Annotated in this window: 24 protein-coding genes; 12 read left to right on the forward strand and 12 right to left on the reverse strand. The window is 65.2% G+C overall.

All coding sequences use genetic code 11. The features are described 5' to 3' along the window. Nucleotides 1-95 precede the first annotated feature (95 nt). Nucleotides 96-890, forward strand: a complete 795-nt coding sequence (locus ABJO18_RS01520; protein ID WP_348508127.1) for a glycosyltransferase family protein — start codon at nt 96-98, stop codon at nt 888-890. Between the two features lie 99 nt (nt 891-989). Further along, entirely contained in the window at nt 990-1,703 is a 714-nt protein-coding gene (locus ABJO18_RS01525) for a cupin domain-containing protein (protein WP_348508128.1), read from the forward strand. A gap of 199 nt (nt 1,704-1,902) precedes the next feature. Here ABJO18_RS01525 and ABJO18_RS01530 read toward each other — a convergent pair whose 3' ends face one another. The 6 genes from ABJO18_RS01530 to ABJO18_RS01555 form a co-directional block, all read right to left on the reverse strand. Next, nucleotides 1,903-2,820 (reverse strand): N-acetylneuraminate synthase family protein, encoded by a 918-nt coding sequence (locus tag ABJO18_RS01530; RefSeq protein ID WP_348508129.1) that lies wholly within the window; start codon nt 2,818-2,820, stop codon nt 1,903-1,905. Next, the gene (locus tag ABJO18_RS01535) at nt 2,820-3,548 is read right to left on the reverse strand and encodes a hypothetical protein (RefSeq protein ID WP_348508130.1); all 729 of its coding nucleotides are present in this window, start codon (nt 3,546-3,548) and stop codon (nt 2,820-2,822) included. The genes ABJO18_RS01530 and ABJO18_RS01535 overlap by 1 nt, the downstream gene beginning before the upstream one ends. Then, nucleotides 3,545-4,594, reverse strand: a complete 1,050-nt coding sequence (locus ABJO18_RS01540; RefSeq protein WP_348508131.1) for a hypothetical protein — start codon at nt 4,592-4,594, stop codon at nt 3,545-3,547. The genes ABJO18_RS01535 and ABJO18_RS01540 overlap by 4 nt, the downstream gene beginning before the upstream one ends. Continuing rightward, a complete protein-coding gene (locus ABJO18_RS01545; RefSeq protein ID WP_348515698.1) occupies nt 4,591-5,550 on the reverse strand; it encodes a sulfotransferase in 960 nt (319 codons plus the stop codon). Before ABJO18_RS01545 ends, ABJO18_RS01540 begins: the two co-directional genes overlap by 4 nt. An 83-nt stretch (nt 5,551-5,633) precedes the next feature. Beyond that, nucleotides 5,634-6,605: a glycosyltransferase gene (locus tag ABJO18_RS01550; protein ID WP_348508133.1), complete on the reverse strand. Its 972-nt coding sequence runs from the start codon at nt 6,603-6,605 to the stop codon at nt 5,634-5,636. Continuing rightward, entirely contained in the window at nt 6,605-8,398 is a 1,794-nt protein-coding gene (locus ABJO18_RS01555) for a tetratricopeptide repeat protein (protein ID WP_348508134.1), read from the reverse strand. Before ABJO18_RS01555 ends, ABJO18_RS01550 begins: the two co-directional genes overlap by 1 nt. A 172-nt stretch (nt 8,399-8,570) precedes the next feature. Here ABJO18_RS01555 and flbT point away from each other — a divergent pair, with 172 nt between their 5' ends. From flbT to pseC, 7 genes are all read left to right on the forward strand, one after another. After that, complete coding sequence (gene flbT / locus ABJO18_RS01560) at nt 8,571-8,957, forward strand: flagellar biosynthesis repressor FlbT (RefSeq protein WP_271185882.1); 387 nt, start codon at nt 8,571-8,573, stop codon at nt 8,955-8,957. Next, complete coding sequence (gene flaF, locus ABJO18_RS01565; protein ID WP_348508135.1) at nt 8,957-9,340, forward strand: flagellar biosynthesis regulator FlaF; 384 nt, start codon at nt 8,957-8,959, stop codon at nt 9,338-9,340. Before flbT ends, flaF begins: the two co-directional genes overlap by 1 nt. A gap of 201 nt (nt 9,341-9,541) precedes the next feature. Continuing rightward, on the forward strand, nt 9,542-10,369 hold the full coding sequence (locus tag ABJO18_RS01570) for a flagellin (RefSeq protein ID WP_291886653.1): 828 nt from the start codon (nt 9,542-9,544) through the stop codon (nt 10,367-10,369). A gap of 348 nt (nt 10,370-10,717) precedes the next feature. Next, nucleotides 10,718-11,542 carry a flagellin gene (locus tag ABJO18_RS01575; protein WP_348515699.1) on the forward strand — a complete coding sequence of 275 codons (825 nt, stop codon included), beginning with the start codon at nt 10,718-10,720 and terminating at the stop codon, nt 11,540-11,542. A gap of 137 nt (nt 11,543-11,679) precedes the next feature. Further along, on the forward strand, nt 11,680-12,009 hold the full coding sequence (locus tag ABJO18_RS01580) for a flagellar protein FlaG (RefSeq protein ID WP_348515700.1): 330 nt from the start codon (nt 11,680-11,682) through the stop codon (nt 12,007-12,009). Nucleotides 12,010-12,226: 217 nt separating this feature from the next. Further along, entirely contained in the window at nt 12,227-13,060 is an 834-nt protein-coding gene (locus ABJO18_RS01585; RefSeq protein ID WP_291886658.1) for a flagellin, read from the forward strand. A 108-nt stretch (nt 13,061-13,168) separates the two neighbouring features. Then, nucleotides 13,169-14,335 carry a UDP-4-amino-4,6-dideoxy-N-acetyl-beta-L-altrosamine transaminase gene (gene pseC, locus ABJO18_RS01590; protein ID WP_348506911.1) on the forward strand — a complete coding sequence of 389 codons (1,167 nt, stop codon included), beginning with the start codon at nt 13,169-13,171 and terminating at the stop codon, nt 14,333-14,335. A gap of 157 nt (nt 14,336-14,492) precedes the next feature. On the opposite strand, the gene pseB is transcribed toward pseC, so the two are convergent. Continuing rightward, nucleotides 14,493-15,566: a UDP-N-acetylglucosamine 4,6-dehydratase (inverting) gene (pseB, locus tag ABJO18_RS01595; protein WP_348506912.1), complete on the reverse strand. Its 1,074-nt coding sequence runs from the start codon at nt 15,564-15,566 to the stop codon at nt 14,493-14,495. A gap of 228 nt (nt 15,567-15,794) precedes the next feature. On the opposite strand from pseB, the gene ABJO18_RS01600 reads away from it, so the two are divergent. Next, entirely contained in the window at nt 15,795-18,548 is a 2,754-nt protein-coding gene (locus tag ABJO18_RS01600) for a hypothetical protein (RefSeq protein ID WP_348506913.1), read from the forward strand. 16 nt (nt 18,549-18,564) lie between these two features. Here the strand turns inward: ABJO18_RS01600 and ABJO18_RS01605 are convergent, their stop codons facing one another. The 4 genes from ABJO18_RS01605 to ABJO18_RS01620 form a co-directional block, all read right to left on the reverse strand. Continuing rightward, nucleotides 18,565-19,215: a class I SAM-dependent methyltransferase gene (locus ABJO18_RS01605; RefSeq protein ID WP_348506914.1), complete on the reverse strand. Its 651-nt coding sequence runs from the start codon at nt 19,213-19,215 to the stop codon at nt 18,565-18,567. A gap of 86 nt (nt 19,216-19,301) precedes the next feature. Next, nucleotides 19,302-19,751, reverse strand: a complete 450-nt coding sequence (locus ABJO18_RS01610; protein WP_348506915.1) for a flagellar basal-body protein FlbY — start codon at nt 19,749-19,751, stop codon at nt 19,302-19,304. Nucleotide 19,752: 1 nt separating this feature from the next. Beyond that, a complete protein-coding gene (locus ABJO18_RS01615; protein ID WP_271185893.1) occupies nt 19,753-20,082 on the reverse strand; it encodes a rod-binding protein in 330 nt (109 codons plus the stop codon). 5 nt (nt 20,083-20,087) lie between these two features. Then, nucleotides 20,088-21,209 (reverse strand): flagellar basal body P-ring protein FlgI, encoded by a 1,122-nt coding sequence (locus tag ABJO18_RS01620; protein ID WP_348506916.1) that lies wholly within the window; start codon nt 21,207-21,209, stop codon nt 20,088-20,090. A 249-nt stretch (nt 21,210-21,458) separates the two neighbouring features. Between ABJO18_RS01620 and ABJO18_RS01625 the strand changes: the two genes are divergently transcribed. Beyond that, nucleotides 21,459-21,878 (forward strand): flagellar assembly protein FliX, encoded by a 420-nt coding sequence (locus ABJO18_RS01625; protein WP_348506917.1) that lies wholly within the window; start codon nt 21,459-21,461, stop codon nt 21,876-21,878. A gap of 176 nt (nt 21,879-22,054) precedes the next feature. Continuing rightward, on the forward strand, nt 22,055-22,483 hold the full coding sequence (gene dksA / locus ABJO18_RS01630; RefSeq protein ID WP_348506918.1) for an RNA polymerase-binding protein DksA: 429 nt from the start codon (nt 22,055-22,057) through the stop codon (nt 22,481-22,483). A gap of 149 nt (nt 22,484-22,632) precedes the next feature. On the opposite strand, the gene ABJO18_RS01635 is transcribed toward dksA, so the two are convergent. Then, nucleotides 22,633-22,854, reverse strand: a 222-nt coding sequence (locus ABJO18_RS01635; RefSeq protein ID WP_348506919.1) for a hypothetical protein, incomplete at its 5' end; no start/stop codon positions are given.

Here is a 22,854-nt window from a genome sequence, read left to right on the forward strand (position 1 = left end):
GCCCGATAATACCATGGTGCAGAATGGGGGCGGACGAGTTAATGCGCCGTTAGGTGCAGGCGCGAAGATTGGGCGGTCCAGATGGAGGATAAGTCATGACGCTCGCCGTCATCGTCCAGGCCCGCGCCGGCTCGTCCCGGCTGCCGCGCAAGGTGCTCGAGCTGCTGGGCGACAAGCGCGTGCTGGACCGGGTGCTCGATCGTTGCCGGCGTATCGCGGTTGCCGATCATGTGATCTGCGCTATTCCCGAAGGCGAGGCGGACGATCCCGTCGCCGATGCGGCGCGGCGGGCCGGTGTGGCGGTGTTCCGCGGGTCAGAGCACGATGTGCTGGCGCGCTATCTCGGGGCCGCAAGAATGGTCGGTGCGGACGAGGTGGTGCGGATCACCAGCGACTGCCCCTTCATCGATCCGGACATGGTCGATCAGCTGGTCGCGCTCTATCGCGAGAGCGGGGCGGATTATGCCAACAATACGCTCCTGCCCGGCTTTCCGCGCGGGCTGGATTGCGAGATCGTCTCCACGGCCTGGCTGGAGCGGGCCGATGCCGAGGCGACCGATCCGGCCGACCGTGAACATGTGACGGCCTGGATCCGCAACCGGCCGGGCCTGAAACTCGCCTGTCTGGAAGGCCCCGGCGGGGAGGCCGCGAACTGGCGCTGGACGCTGGACTATCCGGCCGATCTGGCCTTCTGCCGGGCCGTGTTCGAACGGGCAGGCGAGGCGGCAGCGGAGCTGGATTTTTCCGCGCTTTCAGAGCTTTGCCGCAAGGCGCCGGACCTGGTGGCGATCAATGCCGTGCATGCCGATCCGGCGCGCCCGGATATCCGCCGTCCCGCCGCCATTGTCCGCGACTATCTGCCCGCTGGTGCAAGACCGCCTGTGCGCTAGCATGGGCGAAAGGATTTGTTCACCGACACACCCGACCCTGCTGGCAATTCTTGATGTGGCGCCAGGTGATTCGGGGTGCCGAACCGACGAGGTGCAGCGATGGCTGACGGGATGGCCCGGACCCAGAATTTCTTCGCCTTCGAGTGGACGACCGGCAAGGTCGCCGATTGCGATCCCAATTTCCCGACCACGCTCTATGCCTGGGACGGTGAGGCGCTGGCGCTCGATGCGACGGACACGGCCTTCTTCGGCTTCGTCCAGCAAGGCCCGGCCGAGCTGACGACGGCGTCCGGCACTTTCACGCTGGGCACCGGCATGTATTTCTCCGCCAACAATGTGCTCTCGGTGAAAGGCGGCCAGGGCATCGTGATGGCGCGCGAGCATCACCAGGCCTTCTTCATGGTCGGCGGTCCGGTTGAGCCCCAGGGGCGGCTGAAATACATCGATGGCTGCACCGACAGCCTGCTGATCGCACCGGTGAAGATGGGCGATCCCTGCCTCAACCTTCTCTACTTCCCGCCGGGTATCGACCAGACCTCGCACACCCACCCGTCCGACCGGATCGGCGTGGTGTTCTCCGGCGAGGGCGAGTGCGAGACCCCGGAAGGCATCATCCCGCTGAAACCCGGCGTGATGTTCCGCATCCCCTATGAGGGCCACCACAAATTCCGCACGGCCGGCAGCGAGATGCGCGTCATCGCCTACCACCCGGACAGCGATTTCGGCCCCCAGGACGAAAACCACCCCATGATCAACCGCACCATGGTCGAGGGTGTGTCTGCCTCCAAGATCGACGCAATCCGCACGAAGTAGGGGGCGGGGTTCCTCTCCTTTCTTGTCATCCCGGATGGATGCCCGGCGCAGGCCGGGCGCAAGTCCGAGACCCATAATCCCGGTGCGTCTCCAAGCTTCACGATTGCCGAGCCTGCTTTCGGTCAGCAGGGGCGCGTATAGGTCCCGGCCCTGCGGCCCGCCTTTGCGGGCCTTCCGGCCGGGATGACAGTATGAGGTTTTATTTCCCCGCCCGTTCGTCCGGTTCCCATTGCGGGCGGAGCCATACATCACCCTGGGCGTCCGGCTTGCCGTCGGCGCCGTAGCGGCCGCGGCGGAGATTGCGGCGGCGGTTGATTTCGCTGGGGGCGGGCTTTTTCTCACCATCGCCGAGGGCGGCTTCCAGGATGCGCAGATCGGCGATCATGGCGGCGAGTTCGTCGAATTCCATCGCGAAGGGATGATCCGGCCCGTCGAGCGAACGGTCGAAGGTGACGTGTTTCTCGATCACCGTGGCGCCCAGTGCGGCGGCGGCGATGGGGGCGGTGTGGCCGGGTGAGTGATCGGACAGGCCGACCGGACGGCCCAGCGCGGTTTTCAGCCTGGTGATGGCGGTGAGGTTCATGTCGTCCCAGCCGGGCGGATAGCTGGCGGCGCAATGCAGCACGGTGATGTCGTGACAGCCGGCATGCTTGAGCGTGGCGACGGCCTCCTCGACCTCGTCGAGATAGGCCGCGCCGGTCGACAGGATCACCGGTTTGCCGGTGCGGCCGAGCTTTTCCAGCAGCGGGACAAAGGTGAGATCGCCCGAAGCGAGCTTGTAGCGCTTGACCCCGATACCCTCCATCAGATCGACGGCCTCCAGCGAGAAGGGCGTCGACATGAATTCGATGCCGTTGTCCTCGCAGCAGGCTTTCAGCGGGGCGTGCCAGTCGTCCGGCAGGCCGGCATTGGAAAAGGCGGCGTGTTTCGGATTGGCGACGATCTCGCCGCTTTGCGGATCGCGCACGAAACGGGCGATCAGCCCGTCGCGGCTCAGCGTCTGGAATTTGGCGACATCGGCGCCGGCGCGGGCCGCGGCCTCGATATAGCGTTTCGCCGTGTCCGGATCGCCGCCGTGATTGGAGCCGATTTCTGCGATGATATCGATATGGGGCATTACGAGGCGAGGCTTTCCAGGCTGGCGTTCGGACCGCGCTTCTCGTCCATCAGGCGGCAGATATGCACCGTGTCGACGGGCCAGTTGCGGGCGTTGAGCTCGGCCAGGACCGCGCGGGCGCTGGCCAGATCGGCGGGCGTATCGACCGACAGGTCGATCTCCGGGTGATGGAGGGCGTCCGGGAAGGTGACGGTGTGGATGCGGTAGGCCTCGCGGTTTTCCCGGATGCGTAGGGTGACGTGTTCGCGGTCGCGCTCGGTGGTCGCCGGATCTGCCGCGATCTGGCGCAGCACGGCGGTCTCGACCACTTCGGCGCGCAGCCCTTTGGGCAGATGCCCGTCGGCCGGGCGGGTGTACTCCGCACGTGTGGCGCGATGCCCGGCGACACAGGCCTCGATCACCGCCGGATCGCGGAACGGGCTGTCCGAGGTGATGCGCACCAGCGTGGTTGCCAGCGTGGCGTCGGCGACTTTGAGGAAGCGGCTGAGCACATCATGCTCGGAACCGCGGAAGACGCGCAGGCCCTCCGCCTCGCCCAGCGCGACCAGGGCATCGTCGTCCGGGTTTTCCGTGGTGGCGATCACCAGCTCGTCAATGCCGGGAATATGGCGCAGGCGGCGGCACTGATAGGCGAGCAGCGAGGTGGCGCCCTCGATCGGTTCGAGGACCTTGCCCGGCAGCCGGTTGGAGCCGGTGCGGGCCTGAATGACGGCGACGGTACGGGTCACGTATCACCCTCCTGGAGCGGCGGGAGCGCAATGTCCTGCCAGGTTCGAACCATACGCGCGGGAGCGTAGGGCGGAAAGGTTGACGGGATATGGCCTGCCAGGTGTTCCCGGCCGGCCAGCATGCGCACGAGCAGGGCCGGCACGTTCAGCCCGGCCAGGGTCATCAGATAGCCGAACCCCCACATGCGCGGATTGATCTCCAGCAGGAAGGCCGGCTCGCCCGGTGCCGGGCGTTTTACCTCGACGGCGGCGAGCCCGTGCCAGGGGCCGCTGGCGCGCAGCACGGCCAGGCCGGCATCGCGCAGGGCCTCGTCGACCACGGTCTCGCCCGCGACAGCGACGCCGCCCGAGGGCGGATTGGTCTGAAGTTTTCGGTGCAGGGTGGACACGATCAGTTCGCCGCGATCCCACAGCGAGCCGATCGTGTAGACTGTGTCGGCGCCGCCGGGGATATATGTCTGGACGACACAGGGCCCGTGCTCATCGGCGGTGTCGGCCCAGATCCGGCGCAGTTCGTCCATGTCCTGCGGATAGGAGACGCCGCGGGCGCCGCGCGAACAGCGTGGCTTGACCACACAGGGAAAACCGCCGGTCCAGGCGTCCAGATCGGCCAGGCTTTCCGGCTGCAGGGTGACGGGGCAGGGCAGGCCGGCTTCGGCGGCCCGGGCCAGCAGCTTGCCCTTGTCGATACCGAATTCGAGCACGTCCGGATCGGGCACGGGCACGCGCAGGCCTTCAGCTTCCCACTGACGGGCAACGGGGGCGAGGGCGGCGGCTTCGGCCTCGGAGCCGGGGATGATCGTGTCCAGCCCCTGCAGGGCGCACAATTCGCGAACCGCGTGGAGATAGGCTTCGCGATTGCCGGCTGACGGCAGGACACAGCGCCCGGCGCCGGGCTCATAGAGCCCGCCGGCGAGCGGGTTGATGTCGGCGGCGACGAGTTTGAGATCCGCATCGGCCTGACGCAGCGAGCGCAGCGTGCCCAGGCCCGGCGGTGCGCCGACCCCGGTGACCAGCACGCCGGTAGAGAGTTCGGACAGCCTCATGGGCGCCGCCAGTCCGGGATGTCCCGGCCGATCAGGTCTTCCAGGGCGGCGATCTCCGGCGCGAAACGGTCTTCCAGCATTGCGCGGATGGCCGGATCCATGGGCGGCACGGTGACCTTGTCCTGCTGGATGGGCGGGTAGACGCCATCGGCCGAGGTCGCGCCCGAAATGCCGCTGACCGGCGCGACGAGTTCGGCGTGCAGGGTTTCGAAGGGCGTATCCGCGCGGCCGTCACAGAGGCCGTCGAGGATCGGGATTTTCGAGGTGGGGATGCCGCCGGTATTATAGCGCTTCTCCATCGCCACCGGCACGGGATCGAGTTCCAGAAAGCGGAAGATGCGCGTCATGACGGCCTCGCCATCGCGGTCGAGCTCGTCCTGCAGCAGGATCAGCGTATCGAAGCGGTCGGCATAGTGGCGCAGGCGGCCGGCATAGCGGCCGGTCCCGGTATAGAGCCACTGGAAGCCCCAATTGTCGGCCACGCGCTGCGGCTCGACCTCCAGCGTCTTCGCGAAGGACAGGAATTCTGCGTCGCGCCGGACATTCTGGAGATAGTGGGACCAGGCCCGGTCGACCGGGTTGCGCAGGATGGCGATGATCTTCGTGGCGGGGCCGCAATAGCTCATCACCCGCGGCGCCGCGATGGGCGCGTAGGCGTAATAGTCCGGCGAGACGTCGCCGATGCGCGCCGCGCCGTCATAGTCGGCGAACAGGGCCTGGTAGGCCTCGACCGTCGGCGCCGTGTCGAAGTGATAGAAGGCGGGCCAGTAGACCGAACCGTCGCCGACGCCGGAGAAGAAACGGCCTTCCTTGCGCACCTTGGACAGGAAGATGTCCGGGTGCTGGCTGAGATAGTGGTAGAGCGAGGTCGTGCCGGATTTCGGCGCGCCGATCACCAGGAAGTTCGGCCACACCTCGCGGGGCTTGTCGGTCTGATTGTCGCTCGGATCGGTCACGCGGGGCTCATTGATGGGCTGGGTCAGGACGGTCGAATCAGGGATGGAACCGGGCACAGGAGCGCCCGGCCGGTCTTAAGAAATTACTGCATCGCCGCGCCGGCCGGCAGGATGAGATCGATCAGCTGGCGCGCGACCCGTTCGGCGCCCCGCCCGTCGACGAGCGCCTGTCCGGATCGCGCCATGGCGCCGCGGCGCTGTGCATCGGGGATCAGGGCCTCCAGCGCGGCCGACAGGCGTTCGCCGAACGCCTCGCCCGGCGCGATGGTGAGGCCCAGACCCAGCGGTTCGACCTGGCCGGCGCGGGTGGCCTGATTGCCGGCAATGGGCACGCAGATGACGGGCAGGCCGGTGGCGGCCGCCTCGTGCAGCGTCGTGCCGCCGGCGAGAATGCCGATATCGGCTTTCTCCAGCGCCGGGCGCAGGCGCGGCGGCATGCCGGGCCGGGCGCCGGGGCGGCGGATTTCCACCTGCAGGCCGTACGTGATCGACAGGCGGTCGAGCACATGTTCGATCATGCCGAGAAGCGGCGTGTCGGTGCCGCCCAGGCTGACCAGGATGCGGCGGGCCTTGGGCGCGATCTCGCGCGGCGGCAGGCCGGCATAATCGGGATGCAGCAGCAGGACTTCGGGGCCGTCGAGCACTGGGATGGCGGGCTCGGACGGGCTTGCGACGAGGGTCTGCCGGATCAGGAGGTCGGGCGTGGCGCCATCGGTGCGGCCGCCCACCAGAACGGTGAGGATGCCGGAGGCCCGTACGGCAGCGACAAGGGCGGCATCGACCTGCTGCCAGTCGCCGACGAGCAATTCCGTGCCGGCACTGACGAGATAGCCGGTCAGGCTGGCCCCGGTCTCATCGCCCTCCAGACAGCGGATGTCGGCGACGGCGTCGAGGCCTGCGGGCAGGTATTCCGGTGTGGCGGTGATGAAGAGCGGGCGCTGGCCCTGGCTGTTGAAGGCGCCGGCCAGCGCGCTGCAGCGCATGACATGACCCAGGCCGATCTCCCCGCCGCCATCGGCGCGAATTGCGATGCGGCCGGGGAGGGGCGGGGTCATCAGCGGGCTCCTGCCTCTTCGGCAAGGGCCTGTTCGACCTTGCGCATCGTGTTCTCCCAGTCCTGGAAGCCGGTGCCGAAGAAGGACCGGCTCTGGGGATACCAGTGCTGCTGGCCGGTGCCGAGCAGGGTCCAGGCGCTGGAGCGGGCATGGACGAACCACACCTTGCCGCCGCAGGCGGCGGCGAGGTTGGAGGTGGCGTTCATCGGCGCGATCACCAGATCGCAGACGCTGGACAGGGCGGCGACCTTGTCGAGATCCATCTTCAGATCGATATCGCGCGGCTGGTGGATGGTTATGCCGAAGCGCTTGCCGGCCAGTTCGAGTTCGTCCTCGACCTCGCCGTATTGCAGGTTCACGAATTGCACGCCCGGCACGCGCAGAACGCCTTCCCAGGCATCGAAGGCCGAGAAGAAGCGCGAGCGGCGCGGATCCATTTTCAGCGACTTCCAGAGAATGCCGACCTTGAGCCCCTCGCCGAAACTGTCGAGCTGTTTGCGGAAGGCAGCTTGGTCGGCCGGATCGGCCTTCAGGAAGCCGGGTTCGGACGGGAAGTCCTCGATCTTGCTGCGGAAGGCGCGCAGCGGCGTCGCCATCGGGGTCCAGAAATCGGCACCATCGCCGATCTTGGGCACGGCCCGTACTTCGCGGCCCTCGACGGTGGCCGACATGTGGTGGCCGACAACGGCCTGCGGGAAGGAGCGTTTGACGATCGGCATCAGGCGGTATTCGCAGGCGATGCGCAGCTCGCCATCCGGGCCGATGGCCTCGATCAGGTCCTTCACCGTGTTCATGAACAGGACTTCGTCGCCCAGACCCTGCTCGCCGACCAGGACGAGGGTCTTGCCGCGGATCTGCGCCGGGTCGACGCCGTCCCACATGGGGGCGTCGATGGTGAAGAGTGTCGCCTGGGCGCGGTTCGGGTCGAGACGGGCAGCATTGGCGGCCCAGCCTTCCTCCAGCTTGCCGCAGGCCAGAAGCACCATGGAGCGGGAGTGGCGCATCGAGGCCTCTTCCATCTCGTCGGCGGGATCCTTCAGCGCCATTTCATAGTGCGGCAGCGATTTTTCGGGCTCGCCCAGCAGCTCGTAGACATTGGCCATATTGTTGTGGGAGCGGCCATAGCCCGGGTTCAGGCGCAGCGCTTCTTCATAGAAGGTGACGGATTCAAGCGGCCGGCCGGCATCGTTGAGCACGGTGCCCATCGAGTTCCACAGCTCGTAATTCTCCTGGTGCGCATAGATCGCGGTACGCAGGAGTTCGATGGCTTCCTCGAACTTGCCCTGGTCGCGCAGCACGCCGGCCAGATTGATGATGGCGTTGGGATTTCCGGGCGCGAGCTGGCACTCGAGGCGGTAGAACTTCTCCGCCGCCGGCAGCATGTCCAGCTTCCAGGCGACGAGGCCGAGCTTCTGGTAGATTTCCGCGTCCTGGGGGTCGATCTTCCAGGCGGCCTCGAAGAAATCGAGCGAGCGCGACAGGCGTCCCAGCCGGTAGAGCATCAGACCCATGACGTGATTGGTCAGGGCGAGGTCGGGGGCGATCGTGACGGCCTTGTAGGCGATGCGCGCCGCTTCGGAATGCTGGTTCTCGGCGGAAAGTTTCAGGGCCCGCTTGGCCTGGGCGACGACTTTCTGATAGTCGCGGCGGCGGCTTTCCGGGATGCGCAAAGCCGTCTTGTCGAGCTGCAGGGACGTGGCGTCCAGCGGGACGGCGTCGCGGGCCTCATTCTTCTCGACTTCGGCGTCTGCGGCGAGTTCCGCATCCAGATCCAGCGCGGGTGCGTGGGTCATGATCAACAAACCTGTCCTTATTTTCCTCGCATCAGGGCCGGGATTCGCTTTAAGAAGTTGCTAACGATACCGGCACGGCAGGCTTTCAAGGCGGAAACGATTTCTTCACCCGGACTTGCCAACCTGCCGCCAGCTCGGCTGTGACCGCCGTCCTGCGCAACGGAGTTTGCTCATGCCCCTGAAGATCTCGCTCAAACCCGGCGAGAAGTTTGTCCTCAACGGGGCCGTCATCGAAAACGGTGACCGGCGTGCCAACCTTGTGCTCAAGAACAAGGCGGCCGTCCTGCGCGAAAAGGACATCCTCCAGGAAGGCGACGTCACCACGCCGGTCCGCCGCATCTATTTCCCCATCATGATGATGTACCTGTCCGACAGGAAGGATGACTCCCTTTATGACGAGTTCGTGCTGCGCATGAACGAGTTCATGGGTGTCGTGTCGGATCCGGGCGTGCTGTCGATCTGTGTATCGGTCAGCCGCGATGTCATGGCGGGCGAGCATTACAAGGCCCTGATGGGCTGCCGCAAACTGATGACCTACGAAGCCGAGAGACTGGCCTGATGTCACTTCAAGCTTACCAGCAGGCAAGCCAGCGCAGCGAGGACCCGCGGTCAACCGAATACCGGTTGTTTGCCCAGGTCACGCGGGCGCTGATGGCGTCCAAGACGCTTCCCAAGGAAGACGTGAAGGGCCGGGCCGAGGCGCTCGACTGGAACCGCCGCGTCTGGAGCAATCTGGCGATCGACTGCGCCAGCCAGGACAACAAGCTGCCGGAGAGTCTGCGCGCCGCGATCATCTCGCTGTCCATCTTCGTGTCCAAGCATGCCAGCGTGGCGCTGCGCAATCCGGATGCGGTCGACGATCTGGTCGATATCAATCGCACGGTGATGCAGGGGCTGATGCCCCAGGCCAATGCCGGCGCTGAGGGCCAGGCCGTCGGGTAGGAATTGCCGCCCCGGCAAAAAACGACAGGCAGGAAAGGGCGTCTCTGGTGAGGAGGCGCCCTTTTCCTTTTTCAACCCACTGAAATTCCGAGGTGATTTGTCAGACCTGCGCGGCACGCCGCTTGCGAAGTCGTGCGCAGGACAAAACGTCCACGGCCGAAAAATTCGGTTTGGATACTTCCAGAATGGAGGACTGACAAAATGGCACTTTCTGTCAACACCAACGCTGGGGCGATGATCGCCCTGCAGAACCTGAACAAGACGAACTCGGAATTGGGAATGGTCCAGAACCGTATCAATACCGGCCTCGAGGTCTCGAGCGCGAAGGACAATGGCGGCATCTACGCCATCGCCCAACGCATGCGCTCGCAGGTCGCCGGCTATGGTGCGGTGAGCAACTCGCTCGACCTGGCGATTTCCGTGACCGATGTGGGCCTGGCTGCCGGTGAGGCGATTTCGGACCTGCTCGTCGAAATGAAGGAAAAGGCTCTTGCTGCAGCCGATGCGTCGCTCGACTCGGCCTCGCGCACAGCCCTGAATGAAGATTTCAAGGCCCTGCGGGACCAGATCACGACCATCACCAGCAATGCCGAATTCAACGGTACGAACCTGATCAACGGGTCCGTCACCTCGATCTCGGCTCTGGCCAATGCCGATGGCTCCAACACCATCACGGTCTCCGATGCGAACCTTACGCTCGGCGGCGGTATCGTGACGGTGGCGGCCACGGCCTCCTTCGCTTCGGCTGGCGACGCGTCCACGATGGTCACGACCATCGAGACCTCGCTCGACAACCTGAATGCCTCGCTGGCGAAACTCGGTACGGCGTCGAAGTCGCTGGAGGTCCACAAGACCTTCACGTCCAAGCTGTCCGACTCGCTGGAAAAGGGCATTGGCAATCTGGTCGATGCGGACCTGGCGAAGGAAAGCGCCCGGCTCCAGTCGCTGCAGGTCAAGCAGCAGCTGGGTGTCCAGGCGCTCTCGATCGCCAATCAGGCCCCGCAGACCATTCTGTCGTTCTTCGGCTAAGTTCGCCCGTCGGGACCGCCTTCTGGCGGTCCCGACTTTTTTCTGCATCGCCGGCGCTGGCGCATTCGCGTGCCTGAATTCCGGAATTAACTCATTTTTAAGCATAAATTCTTGCCGATCGGCAAAATCTGCCGGCCATTTTTGCCGGTTTGCCCGGCAGATATTTCCCAGTGAATGGTTACCGCGGCAGGCCTTGCCGGGTGAAAAGCGCCAGCCGAATCAGGGGCGCCCGCATTAACCAGATATAGCAAGGGAAAACTGGCCCCGGCTTTGCTCTCTACGTTGATGGGTCAGAAGACCTGGCGAGCAAAACGCTCGTTACATCACAAGAATGGAGAGGGCCAAGAAATGGCTACTATCAACACCAATGCCGGCGCCATGGTTGCGCTGCAGAACCTGAACCAGACCAACCGTGACCTGGAGCAAGTCCAGAGCCGCATCAACACCGGTCTGGCGATTTCCTCCGCCAAGGACAATGGCGGTATCTACGCGATCGCCCAGAAAATGCGTTCGGACGTTGCCGGCTACGGCGCTGTCCGCAACTCGCTGGACCTCGCGCAGTCGACGACCGACGTGGCCCTCGCCGCCGGTGAAGCCATCTCCGACCTGCTGGTCGAGATGAAGGAAAAGGCCCTGGCCGCTTCCGACACCTCGCTCGACACGGCCTCGCGCACCGCCCTGAACGAAGACTTCAAGGCGCTCCGCGACCAGATCTCCACGATCACGTCGAACGCCGAATTCAACGGCACGAACCTGATCAACGGTACCGTGACCTCGATCTCGGCCCTGGCCAATGCTGACGGCTCCAACACGATCACCATCTCCGACGCGAACCTGACGCTCGGCGGCGGTACCGTGACGGTTGCTGCCGCGGCGTCCTTCTCGTCCGCTGGTGACGCATCGACGATGGTCACCACCATCGAAACCTCGCTGGACAACCTGAACGCTTCGCTGGCCAAGCTCGGCACGGCTTCGAAGTCTCTGGAAGTTCACAAGGGTTTCGTCGGCAAGCTGTCTGACGCCCTGGAAAAGGGTATCGGCAACCTGGTCGACGCGGACCTGGCCAAAGAAAGTGCCCGCCTTCAGTCTCTGCAGGTCAAGCAGCAGCTGGGTGTGCAGGCGCTCTCGATCGCCAACTCGGCGCCCAGCACGATCCTGGGCTACTTCCGTTAATCGCGGGATTTGGGATGGCGGAGCCTCGCTCCGCCATCCCCGTCCGCGTTTGACGTGAGGGATTAGGAGGCGTCGGCGCCTCCGCGTCGACGATTAGGACAATGGCAGAAACGGGGTTCAATCCAAGAACTGTTCCGGTGTCCGGCTACACCGAAAACAGGGATCTCAGTGTCGACCGTCCACGCGAAGGCGTGCGGCGGGTCGAGCCGCTTGAGCAAGCCGACAAACCTGCCGAGGCCGGCATCGGCCAGGAGCAGCGCGCCGAGGAGATCGCGCGCATGGTGGAATCGGCGCTGAGCAATTCGCGCCTGAAAATCCTCCAGGACGAAACCGATGGCGACTATATCTATCTGATGGTCGACCAGGACACCGGTGAGACCGTCCGCCGCTGGCCGCCGGAAAAGCATGGCGACCTTCTCGAATATCTCCGCACCCGCCAGGCCGGTCTGATCGACCGTCTCGCCTGAGCCTGACCGGCAGGTCGGCGACCCGGCAAAAACTGACCGGTCCGGCCGACCTTGCTGGGCAAATTACGCAAACCGAAAAAACGCTCTCCGGCAGACCATTCCGTAACCTGCTGTTTTTTATCGCATTGCCGGTTTAACCATAACCGGCACGGCATTTGCGCTTGTGTGTTCGAACCGCCGCTGAAGGTGGCGAATTGGATACGCGGGAGAATGTCGCATGACGATGAGCGTCCACACCAATACCGGGGCCATGATCGCCCTGCAGAACCTGAACAAGACCTCCTACGAGATGCAGGACGTCCAGAACCGCATCAATACGGGTCTGAAGATTTCGGGTGCCAAGGACAATTCGGCGATCTACGCCGTGGCCCAGGGTATGCGCTCGGATATCGGCGCGCTGGATGCCGTCAAGAACGGTCTCGACCGGGCCTCCACCATCGGCGATGTCGCCCTGGCGGCCGGCGAGTCGATCTCGGACCTGCTGGTCGAGATGCGCGAAAAGGCGACGGCGGCGATGGACCCCTCGCTCGATGCCTTCTCCCGCCAGGCTTACGACGCCGACTTCAAGGCCCTGCTCGACCAGGTCCAGGTGATCATCCAGAACGCCGAGTTCGATGGCGCCAACATCCTCAACGGTTCGATCACCGGCGGCATCGAATTCCTCGCCGACGCCGATGCAGCCCGCACGGTTACGCTGAAATCCCAGGATCTGAGCGTTGGCGGCACGGTCATCACGCTTGCCGCCACGGCCAGCCTGACCTCGGTGACCCTGGCCACGGCCGCGGTGACGGCCATCAAGACCAGCCTGGAAAACGTCAACCAGGCGCTCGCCAATCTCGGCTCCGACGTCAAGAAGCTGGAAGCCCATTCCGGCTTCGTCGACAAGCTGCGCGACAGCCTGACCGAGGGCGTCGGCAACCTGGTCGATGCGGATCTCGCGCGGGAAAGCGCGCGGCTGCAGGCCTTGCAGGTGAAACAGCAACTGGGTGTCCAGGCGCTGTCGATCGCCAACTCCCAGCCGCAGACCATTCTCAGCCTCTTCCAGGGCTAAGCGGCTCTGGCTACACACTCCACCACCACGGCGCGGCCTCCGGATTTCCGGAGGCCGTTTCCGTTTGGGCGACTCATTTCATGATCGCGGCTTCAAGGAGGCCCGCCGATGTCCGCAACCTTCCTGCCCTATGGCCGCCAGGCCATTGACGAAAGCGATATCGAGGCCGTTGCGGAGGTGCTGCGCGGCGACTGGCTGACAACGGGGCCGGCCGTCGAAGCCTTCGACGCTGCCTTTGCCGAAGCCGTTGGCGCGCGGCATTCGGTGTCCTGCTCGAATGGCACGGCGGCACTGCATCTGGCGCTGGCCGCGCTGGGTGTGAAAGAGGGCGATACCTGTGTCGTGCCGGCCATCACCTTCATGGCGACCGCCAATGCCGCGCGCTATTGCGGCGCGGAAGTGGCTTTCGCCGATGTCGATCCGGATACGGGGCTGATGACACCGGAAACGCTGGATGCGGCGCTGGCGCGGGCCGAGGGCACGGCGCGGGTCGTGCTGCCGGTGCATCTGGCCGGCCAGTGCGGCGCGCTGGACGAGCTGGCGCATGCCGCGACGCTGGCCGGGGCGGTGCTGGTCGAGGATGCCAGCCACGCGGCGGGCTCTTTCTATCAGGGCGAACCGGTGGGCAATGGCCGCTATTCGGCGGCAACCACCTTCTCCTTCCATCCGGTCAAGACGATCGCGGCCGGCGAGGGCGGGGCGGTGACGACGAATGACGATGCGGTCGCCGCACGGCTCCGTCTTCTGCGCAGCCATGGCATCGAGCGCGATCCGGCGCGTCACCGGCGCCAGGAGGGCGAGCCCTGGTGGCACGAAATGCACGCGCTGGGCTGGAATTACCGGCTGAGCGACATTCATGCGGCGCTGGCGCATTCCCAGCTGAAACGACTGCCGGCCTTCATCGAACGCCGTCAGGCGCTGGCGCGCGCCTATGACGCGGCGCTGCAGGGTCTGCCGGACACGGTACGTCCGCTGGCGCGCACGCGCGCCTGCAATCCCTGTCTGCATCTCTATCCGGTGCGGATCGATTTCGAGGCGGCTGGGCGCTCGCGCAGCGCCGTGATGGAGGCGCTGCGGGCGCACGGTATCGGCACCCAGGTGCACTACATCCCGGTCAATGAGCAGCCCTATTACCAGGACCGCTATGGCCGGCAGGAGCTGTCCGGCGCGCGCCGTTATTACGAGCGCACGCTGTCGCTGCCGCTGTTTGTTGGCATGGCGGACGACGACCCGCAGCGGGTCGTGGACCGGCTGGCGCAGGTGCTGGGGCTCTAGAACAGGATCGCTTCCTGCGGAATCGCCCCTGCTCCGGACTCCTGAGCGGTCGCGTGATCGAACCGGTGAACCGGCTCCCACTTCACCTGATCACGCTCGACTTGAGCGGTCGCGTGATCGAACCGGTGAACCGGCTCCCACTTCACCTGATCACGCTTCAGGCGGCTTCGGCCTGTCCGATCAGGCGGCGCAGGGCCTTGCCGTCCAGCTGTTCCGGATTGGTGTTCGAGGCATAGCTGAACCCGTCCGTCACGAGATGCGCACCGGTGGCCAGATAGCGGGCCATCAGCTTGGCGCTGTGGGCCGGCAGGATGGCATAGCGGTCTTCCAGCTCCACCGTGGTGCGCGAGTCGTCCTCTGGGATCATGATCTCGTGCAGCTTCTCGCCCGGGCGGATGCCGATGATGCGGTGCGGCAGGTCCGGCGCCATGGCGCGGGCCAGATCGGCTGTGCTCATCGAGGGGATTTTCGGCACGAAGACTTCACCGCCGCGCGCCATCGCCAGGCTGGACATGACGAAGTTCACGCCCTGTTCGAGCGTGATCCAGAAACGCGTCATGCGCGGATCCGTGATCGGCAGTTCGCGGGCGCCGTCTTTCAGAAGCTTGCGGAAATAGGGAATGACCGAGCCGCGCGAGCCGACGACATTGCCGTAGCGCACGACCGAGAAGACCGGTCCGCCATCGCCGCCCATGTGCTGGGCCGCCGTGAATATTTTATCCGCGGCCAGTTTCGAGGCGCCGTAGAGATTGATCGGGTTCGCCGCCTTGTCCGTGGACAGGGCGCAGACATTCGAGACGCCGCGCTTGATCGCCGCGCGGACCACGTTTTCTGCGCCCATGACATTCGTCTTGATGCATTCGAACGGGTTGTATTCGGCGATCGGCACATGCTTCAGCGCGGCCGCGTGGATGACGATATCGACATCGCGCATCGCCTGGTCCAGCCGCGACTCGTCGCGCACATCGCCGATGAAATAGCGCAGGAAGGGATAATCGCTGGGCGAAAAATCCTGAGCCATTTCATATTGTTTCAGCTCGTCGCGCGAGAAGATGATCAGCTTCTTCGGCTTGAACTCGGCACAGATCGCCGCCGTGATCTGGCGCCCGAAGGAGCCGGTCCCGCCGGTGATCAGAATGGTCTTGCCGTCCAGCGGCATGCGCGGCTCGAGAAAGCTGCGCTGGGGCAGCAGTTTCTCCAGGGGCGTCTCGGGCGCAGTCCTGTCAGACATGCATGGCCTCGCGATTCGATTTCGATGACCGACGCTGCGCCGACAGGGTTAACGGCGCGTTAGGCCCTGCCGGAGCGCCGATCCTAGCAGATTTCCGCCCCGCGGGCCGGAAAACCGGGGTCCGGCGCCGAAAAAAGTGTTTGAAGGCAAGTTGTTTACGCTGTCTGGCAACACTTTGTTTGCGTTCTGCGGCGACACTCTGCAACCAGGATAAAAGGGTATCGGATCGTGGCGATCGTCGGGATCAACCAGTCACTGCTGACCAGCTGGTATTCGGCTCGGGTTACCGCCGCCACGGTGGGCTCGTCGCCGCTTGCCCAGTCGGCTGCCGGCCGCAGCCAGGCGGGCGAGGATGTGGCTGCGCCCTGGGAACTCGAATCCGAAAACCTGCAGACCCTCGAGGAGATGCGGCGCCGCGTGATGGCGACGCAGGATTTCTTCCTCGATCCGGGCCGTGAATTCTCCGATGTCGATGCGCCGGACGATCACAAGGCCCTGTTCTCCCTGCACCAGGGTCTCAAGCGCCTGGTCTCGCTGGCCGAAGAGGCCCGGGACAAGACCACCAATGATGCGCGCCGGATGATCCTGGAGAAGGCTTTCCAGAACGGTCTCGGTCAGCTCGACGAATACTTCCAGGACATGCGCCTGGAGGAGCTGACCCTGCTGAAAGGGGAAGAGCTGCGCAAGGTCGAGAGCGGCGTTGCCGTGTCGCGCGGCCTGTCGCAGTTCAAGTCCGGCATCATCCATACCGGCGAGTTCGACGCCGAAGTGCCCAGCCTGACCGGCGATGTACAGTTCAATATCTCGGTGAGGAAGAATGGCGTCACCACCGATGTCGCCATCAATCTCGCCGATATGGGCGGTCAGACGCGCAATCTCGACAACATCGTCGCCCACATCAATACCGAGCTGGAAGCGGCCGGCATGGTGACGCGTTTCGAGCGCACCAAGATCGGCGAGAAGAACGATATCGGCGTCATTCCCGGAAACGATCATGGCTTCCTGGTGCGCGGTGTCTCTACGGAACAGATTTCCTTCTCCGCCCCGGCGGCCCAGCCCGCGCTCTATTTCGCCGGCGTGTCCGGCATCAACGAGACGGCGGGCGGCCAGATCGTCAAGCTGACGGACCTTGCCAGCGGCGACCCCTCGATCGGCTATTCCACCCGTTTCTCGGCCGACCCGACCAGGTCCGAAGTCAATGTGGTCGGCGGCGAGGAGGGCGAGACCCGCACCAAGCTGGTCGACAACCCGCTCGAGATCCAGGCGACGGCGGCTGCGGCGGACGGCGGTATCTTCGTGGTCGGCAAGACCACGGCCTCGACCGACGGCCAGACGCTGAAGGGCGAGCAGGACCTGGTCCTGGCCAAGTATGATTCGGCCGGCAATCGCGTCTGGAGCCGTGTGCTCGGCGCGGCCGACGATGCCGAGGGTGCCAGCGTTGCGGTCGATGCCGACGGTAATGTCGTGGTGACCGGCCAGGTGACCGGCGGTCTCGGCGACACCACCGATATCGGCGGATCCGACAGCTTTGTGGCCAAGTATAATGCGGCCGGCGTCGAGCAATGGCTGCAACGCTTCGGCGGCACCGGCGACGACAAGGGCACGGCCGTTGCGGTCGGCGATGACGGTACGGTCTATGTCGCCGGCAAGGCGGCCTCGGCCTTCGGCAACCAGCCGCACCAGGGCGGGGTCAGCGACGGTTATCTGCGCGCGATCGGCACCGACGGCCAGACGCTGTGGACCCGCCGCATCGGCGATGCCGGCGATGAGACAGTGTCCGCGATCGCGGTCGCCGATGACGGCAATATCCTGGTCGCCAGCAATGAGGGCGGCACGGCGGTGCTGCGCAAGTTCGATGCGTCCGACAATGCAGCACCGGCCCTGTGGGAGCAGTCGCTGGGCGATCTGGACGACGGTTCGATCGGCGGCATCGCGGTCGACGGCACCGATGTCTACATCACCGGCGCGGCCGGCAGCGCCTTCGCGCCGAGCGCCCCGGTGGGCGCCCATAATGGCGGCGTGCGCGATGCCTTCGTGGTCAAGCTGACCGACGGCGCCAGCGCCAGTGTCGACTATACGACCTTTGTCGGCTCCGACTCCGATGACGGCGCAGCGGGCATCCAGGTCTTCAACGGCAAGGTCTATATCGCCGGCAAGACGCTGGGCGGGATCAATGGCGATACGCTGAACGGCGAGCGCGACGCCTTCGCGGCGCAGCTCGATGCGGCGACCGGCGCGCTCGACTGGTCGCACCAGATGTCCGGCCGCAACGGGCTGTCACAGGCCACGGGCCTGGCGATCGGGGCGGGCGACGACTCGGTGCTGGACGCGCTGGGCCTGCCGTCCGGTGCGCTGACCTATTCCGACACCCGCGTGGTGACCGACCGCAGTTCGGCGCGCGAGGGCGATCATTTCTACGTGTCCGTCGATGGCGGCCGCCGCAAGAAGATCAGCATTGACGGCGACGATACGATGCGGTCGCTGACCTTCAAGATCAATGCGGCCTTGGTGCTCAACGGCACGGCGGATGTGCGCCGCTCCTCCGATGGCGACCAGCTGCGGATCAAGGCGGCCGAAGGCAAGACGATCGAGCTATTCGCCGGCGGCGATGGCCGCGATCTGCTGGAGTCGCTGGGCATCCAGCCGGGCGCCATCGTCAATACCGGCTCCCTGCTGGACGATGACGAGAAGACCTCCGACAGTCCGCCGCTCTTCGCGCTGGAATTGCCGGTGTCGATGTCGCTGGCTGACGAAAAATCTGCGGAGTCCGCCTTCGAGGCGATCCAGGATGCGATGTCCAAGGTGCAGCGCGCCTATCGCGAGATCACCATGGATCCGGCGCTCAAGGCGCTGCTGGAAGGTCCGCAGGCGGGCAAGAAGGGCGGCACGGTTCCGGCCTATTACAGCGCACAGCTGGCCAATTACCAGGCCGGCCTGTCGCGTCTGAGCGCCGGCCCGCAGGGCGGCGGCCTCTTCCTCTAGCTCCGGTCCTTGCCGGTCAGAGTGGTTTCGAGAAGGTGAGGGCCAGCAGGCGCGGCGGGGTGTCCTCGTCGACCTCGGCTCCTGCCTCGATGGCCTCGTTGAGCCCGGTCAGCACCAGGCCCGCGGCTTCAGCACCGGCGACATAATCCGACACGGAATGCACATAGGCCTCGACGAGCGCGGCTTTGCCATTGCGCTCGAACTGCGCCCGGCTGCCGCGCATCTGGCGGTCCGGATGAAGTTCGCAAATGAAGAGCAGCCCGCCGGGTTTCAGGGCGCGGCCGATCTCGGCATAGACCGGCGCCAGGTCGTCGACATGCTCCAGCACGAGATTGCCGACGACAAGATCCGCCACCGCATCGGCGCAGGGCCAGGGGCGGGTGATGTCGTGTTCGGCAAAGCGGACATGATCGCCCAGCGCGCGGGCACGGGCGCGCTCCAGCATGGCGGGCGAGAGATCGAGGGCGAGCACGGAGGCGGCGCGCGAGGCGAGATATTCGGTATTCTTGCCGGTGCCGGCACCGATCTCGATCACATCGGCGCCGTCGAGGGGGAGCTCCGTGGTGCGCAGGACCAGGGCGTCGAGATCGCGGGTGCGGTTCTCGTTGCTGTCATAGATCTTCGCCCATTCAGAATAGGCGTCGCGGGTCGGAATCGGCTCGGTCATGATCGGCTCCTTCACCGTATGACCGCTTGCCGCGATTGGCCCGGCAAGTAAAGGCCGGGCCGGTTTGCGGCGGATGTTCCGGGCAATCAGGCCGTATGATTTACCGCCATCGCGAAACTGCCGGTGGGACCGGACGGACGATGGCCATTGGCGCCATAGCCCGAGCCGGCATGGCGCTGGCGGGCGGCCTCGTCGGCGATGGCTTTCACCACGCCTTCGGTCAGCACTTTCATGGCGTTGACCACGCGGCCGTTCTCGTCGAGCGCGGTGTGGAAGGCCTTCGTCGCGTCGCGCAGCAGAGCCTTGGCCTGTTCCGGAGCGCCGGAAAAACGGCCCGGTTCCTGGCGGGCGCGGGCCACTTCGGCGCGGTAGATATTGGCGAGCTCGGTCTTTTCGGTCTGAAGCTCGATCGCCTCATGGGGGCGGCGGGCCTTGAACAGGCGCGTCTCCTCCTGGATCAGCGCGGTCAGGCGCTGGGTCAGCTTGAGCAGGGCCTGGGTGCGTTCCGACCCGTTTGCGGCTGCCAGTTCCGTCATGTCAATTCCCTCCTCCGGCTTCCTGATAGCGCAGGATCTCGGCCGTCAGCCGGTCGGCCAGGCCCAGCCCGCCCGATTGCGCCATCACTTTTGCGTATTCCTCGTGCAGCAGTCCCTTGAAGGCCTTTTCGCCCGGACCGCCGCCAAACGGATTGTCCTCGCCCACGCCCGAGAACATCTGTTCGAGCATCTGGGAGAGGAAGAAGGCTTCGAACTCTTCCGCGGCCGCGCGGGCCTCGGTCTCGGTGCGCGCAGCGGCGGTGTTCGGGGCGCCCTGGGAGCGTCCCGCCGCGGCGGCATTGGCCATCTGGAGTTCGAACAGATTGTCCATTGTGCTTACAGGACCTCGATATCGGCCTGCAGGGCGCCGGCGGCCTTGATCGCCTGGAGAATGGTGATCATGTCGCGCGGGCTGACACCCATCGCGTTGAGGCCGTCGACCAGCTCGCTCAGCGAAACGCTGCCGCGGTCCAGCACGCCCAGCTGCATCGTGTCTTCCTCGGCGGTGACATTCGTGCGCGGCAGCACCACCGTCTCGCCATTCTCGGCGAAGGGCGAGGGCTGGCTGGCAACGGGGGTTTCCGAGACGGTGATGGTCAGATTGCCCTGGGCGATGGCGACGGTGGAGACGCGCACATGCTCGCCCATGACGATGGTGCCGGTATTCTCGTCGATCACGATGCGCGCCGGCAGGTCCGGCTGCACACGCAGCTGCTCGACTTCGGCCAGCAGGTCGATCATGTCGCCGTCATAGCTGGCCATGCGGTTCAGGCGGACCGTGGACGGGTTTTCCGCCCGCGCCGCGCCGCGGCCGATATAGGCATTGATGGCGTCGGCCATGCGGCGCGCCGTGGTGAAATCCGGATTGCGCAGGGACAGGCGCAGGCTGTCGCGATTGGCGATCTCTGCCCACGGGTCGATGCCGGTGCCGTCAAACGGGTTTTCCACGATGCCGCCATTGGCGATCCGGCCGGAGGTCGGCACGCCGCGGGTGATCGTTGCGGCATCGCCGCCGGCTTCGAAACCGCCCACGGTCAGCGAGCCCTGGGCAACGGCCCAGGCGCGGCCATGGCTGTCGAACAGCGGCGTGGCGATCAGCGTGCCGCCCTGCAGGCTGTCGGCATCGCCGATGGCAGAGACCGTCACATCGATGCGCGAGCCCTGGCCGGAGAAGGCCGGCAGGCTGGCAGTCACCATCACGGCGGCGACATTATTGGTGTTCAGGTTCGCGTCGCGGGTGTTGACGTTGAAGTGTTCCAGCATCGCGTTCAGCGACTGGTTGGTGAAGGCCGAGTTGCGCAGGCTGTCGCCCGAGCCGTCGAGGCCGACGACCAGGCCGTAGCCGACAAGCGGGTTTTCGCGAACGTCTTCGACGTCCACCATGTCCTTGATGCGCGAATTGGCCAGGGCCGGGGCGGCCAGGGCGAGGGCGGCGATCAGGGCGGTCAAGATGCGCATTTTGCGGTCTCCGGAACGGGTTCGCACACGTCCTTGCGAAGACCGTGCCAGACTGGCAAACTTGGTTAATATAATAAAACACTGAAAAACAAAGGGTTTGGCGCTAGGTTGGTTGCGGATGGGGCGGAAAACCTGACCTGTGCGGCCGATTGCCGGGCATAAATTGCCGGGCAAATCGCGTCGGTTAAGCCTCTATTAAGTGGCCCGGTTCATCCATTAACGCATCGCAGAGAGGCATCGATTCTCGCCATGAAGATCCAGGGACCCAGCTCGAACTCCGCCGTTTCGGCCGGCAAGCGCAAGACCACGTCCGGCGCGTCCTCCCAGGGATTCTCGGTCGACACAGGCAGCCCGGCGGGCCGCACGGCCTCGACCGGCGCCGCAGGTGCGACCTCGGCGGTCCAGTCTGTCGATGCGATCCTCGCCCTGCAGGGTGTGGAAGATGCGACCCAGGCCAAGAAGAAGGCGACCGAGCGGGCGATGAACCTGCTCGATGTGCTCGACGAGCTGAAGCTTGCCCTGCTTGAAGGCGGCCTGCCGCGCGCCAAGCTGGTGGCCCTGATGAACCTGCTGCAGACCCGCCGCGACCAGACTCACGATGCCCGGCTGGAAGCCGCGCTGGACGAGGTTGAGACGCGTGCCGCCGTGGAACTGGCCAAGTTCTCCTGATCGGGACCGCCTCGCGCAGGTCTGAAAACTCACACTATTTCTGATGCTTTCCGGTGCGGCCGCTGAATTGCAGGGCCGCCAACAGCGCCTGCGCGTTGACTTGCGGGGATCGGCGCATATTCTCCGGCCCGCTTTCAGGGGAGCGTGGGAAACCGTATTGTGGTGAGTGGAAAGCGATGAGTGAATCCGAACGCATCGAACTGCCCAAGAACTATTTCCCGTCGGACGACGAGCCGTTCATGAATGACCGGCAAAAAGAGTATTTCCGGCGCAAGTTGATGGCCTGGAAGGAGGAGATCCTCCGCGAGAGCCGTTCGACCATCTCCAATCTCCAGGAAGATATGGGCGCGCTGCCCGATCTGGCCGACCGCGCCTCGACCGAGACCGATCGCTCCCTGGAGCTGCGGGCCCGCGACCGCCAGCGCAAGCTGATCTCCAAGATCGACAGCGCCCTGCGCCGCATCGAGGAAGACAATTACGGCTATTGCGAAGAGACCGGTGAACCGATCTCGCTCGCCCGCCTCGACGCCCGCCCCGTGGCAACCCTGAGCCTGGAAGCCCAGGAACGCCACGAACGCAAGGAACGCGTCCACCGCGACGAGTAGGACTTTACCGCTGTCCGCGGCGGGTTCTTCTTTTCCCGTTTGCTCGGCTTCCCCCGGCCTTGTGCCGGGGTCAGGTTGAGCCTGCGCCTGAAACGCCGCCAGGCCCCGGAATAAATCCGGGGAAAGCGCGATCATTCATCTCAACTTCTCTATTTCTCCCGGCTACCCGCTTCCGGCCGGGAAAAATGCGGGTGGTATTGGTGGCGCTTCAGCACCTCCTCTCCCCCGCCGGGGGCAGGGGAATCGCATATGAGATTTGAGGTTGCGTTGATTGGTGTTGCGGATTCGGTTGGTGTCTTGTTTTGGAGTGCTGCCGATGTTTTCCGAGCTTCCCGATCCGCGAGCGGCCAATGCCCGTCATCGCCTTTGTG

The sequence above is a fragment of the Maricaulis sp. genome (assembly GCF_039978735.1).
In the GTDB taxonomy this organism is placed as follows: domain Bacteria; phylum Pseudomonadota; class Alphaproteobacteria; order Caulobacterales; family Maricaulaceae; genus Maricaulis.

Bases quoted from the DNA above. Each gene is read 5' to 3' on its own strand.
- ABJO18_RS01520 (WP_348508127.1), top strand. From the start codon at position 96: ATGACGCTCGCCGTCATCGTCCAGGCCCGCGCCGGCTCGTCCCGGCTG.
- ABJO18_RS01525 (WP_348508128.1), top strand. From the start codon at position 990: ATGGCTGACGGGATGGCCCGGACCCAGAATTTCTTCGCCTTCGAGTGG.
- ABJO18_RS01530 (WP_348508129.1), bottom strand. From the start codon at position 2,820: ATGCCCCATATCGATATCATCGCAGAAATCGGCTCCAATCACGGCGGC.
- ABJO18_RS01540 (WP_348508131.1), bottom strand. From the start codon at position 4,594: ATGAGGCTGTCCGAACTCTCTACCGGCGTGCTGGTCACCGGGGTCGGC.
- ABJO18_RS01550 (WP_348508133.1), bottom strand. From the start codon at position 6,605: ATGACCCCGCCCCTCCCCGGCCGCATCGCAATTCGCGCCGATGGCGGC.
- ABJO18_RS01555 (WP_348508134.1), bottom strand. From the start codon at position 8,398: ATGACCCACGCACCCGCGCTGGATCTGGATGCGGAACTCGCCGCAGAC.
- flbT (WP_271185882.1), top strand. From the start codon at position 8,571: ATGCCCCTGAAGATCTCGCTCAAACCCGGCGAGAAGTTTGTCCTCAAC.
- flaF (WP_348508135.1), top strand. From the start codon at position 8,957: ATGTCACTTCAAGCTTACCAGCAGGCAAGCCAGCGCAGCGAGGACCCG.
- ABJO18_RS01570 (WP_291886653.1), top strand. From the start codon at position 9,542: ATGGCACTTTCTGTCAACACCAACGCTGGGGCGATGATCGCCCTGCAG.
- ABJO18_RS01575 (WP_348515699.1), top strand. From the start codon at position 10,718: ATGGCTACTATCAACACCAATGCCGGCGCCATGGTTGCGCTGCAGAAC.
- ABJO18_RS01585 (WP_291886658.1), top strand. From the start codon at position 12,227: ATGACGATGAGCGTCCACACCAATACCGGGGCCATGATCGCCCTGCAG.
- pseC (WP_348506911.1), top strand. From the start codon at position 13,169: ATGTCCGCAACCTTCCTGCCCTATGGCCGCCAGGCCATTGACGAAAGC.
- pseB (WP_348506912.1), bottom strand. From the start codon at position 15,566: ATGTCTGACAGGACTGCGCCCGAGACGCCCCTGGAGAAACTGCTGCCC.
- ABJO18_RS01605 (WP_348506914.1), bottom strand. From the start codon at position 19,215: ATGACCGAGCCGATTCCGACCCGCGACGCCTATTCTGAATGGGCGAAG.
- ABJO18_RS01610 (WP_348506915.1), bottom strand. From the start codon at position 19,751: ATGACGGAACTGGCAGCCGCAAACGGGTCGGAACGCACCCAGGCCCTG.
- ABJO18_RS01615 (WP_271185893.1), bottom strand. From the start codon at position 20,082: ATGGACAATCTGTTCGAACTCCAGATGGCCAATGCCGCCGCGGCGGGA.
- ABJO18_RS01620 (WP_348506916.1), bottom strand. From the start codon at position 21,209: ATGCGCATCTTGACCGCCCTGATCGCCGCCCTCGCCCTGGCCGCCCCG.
- ABJO18_RS01625 (WP_348506917.1), top strand. From the start codon at position 21,459: ATGAAGATCCAGGGACCCAGCTCGAACTCCGCCGTTTCGGCCGGCAAG.
- dksA (WP_348506918.1), top strand. From the start codon at position 22,055: ATGAGTGAATCCGAACGCATCGAACTGCCCAAGAACTATTTCCCGTCG.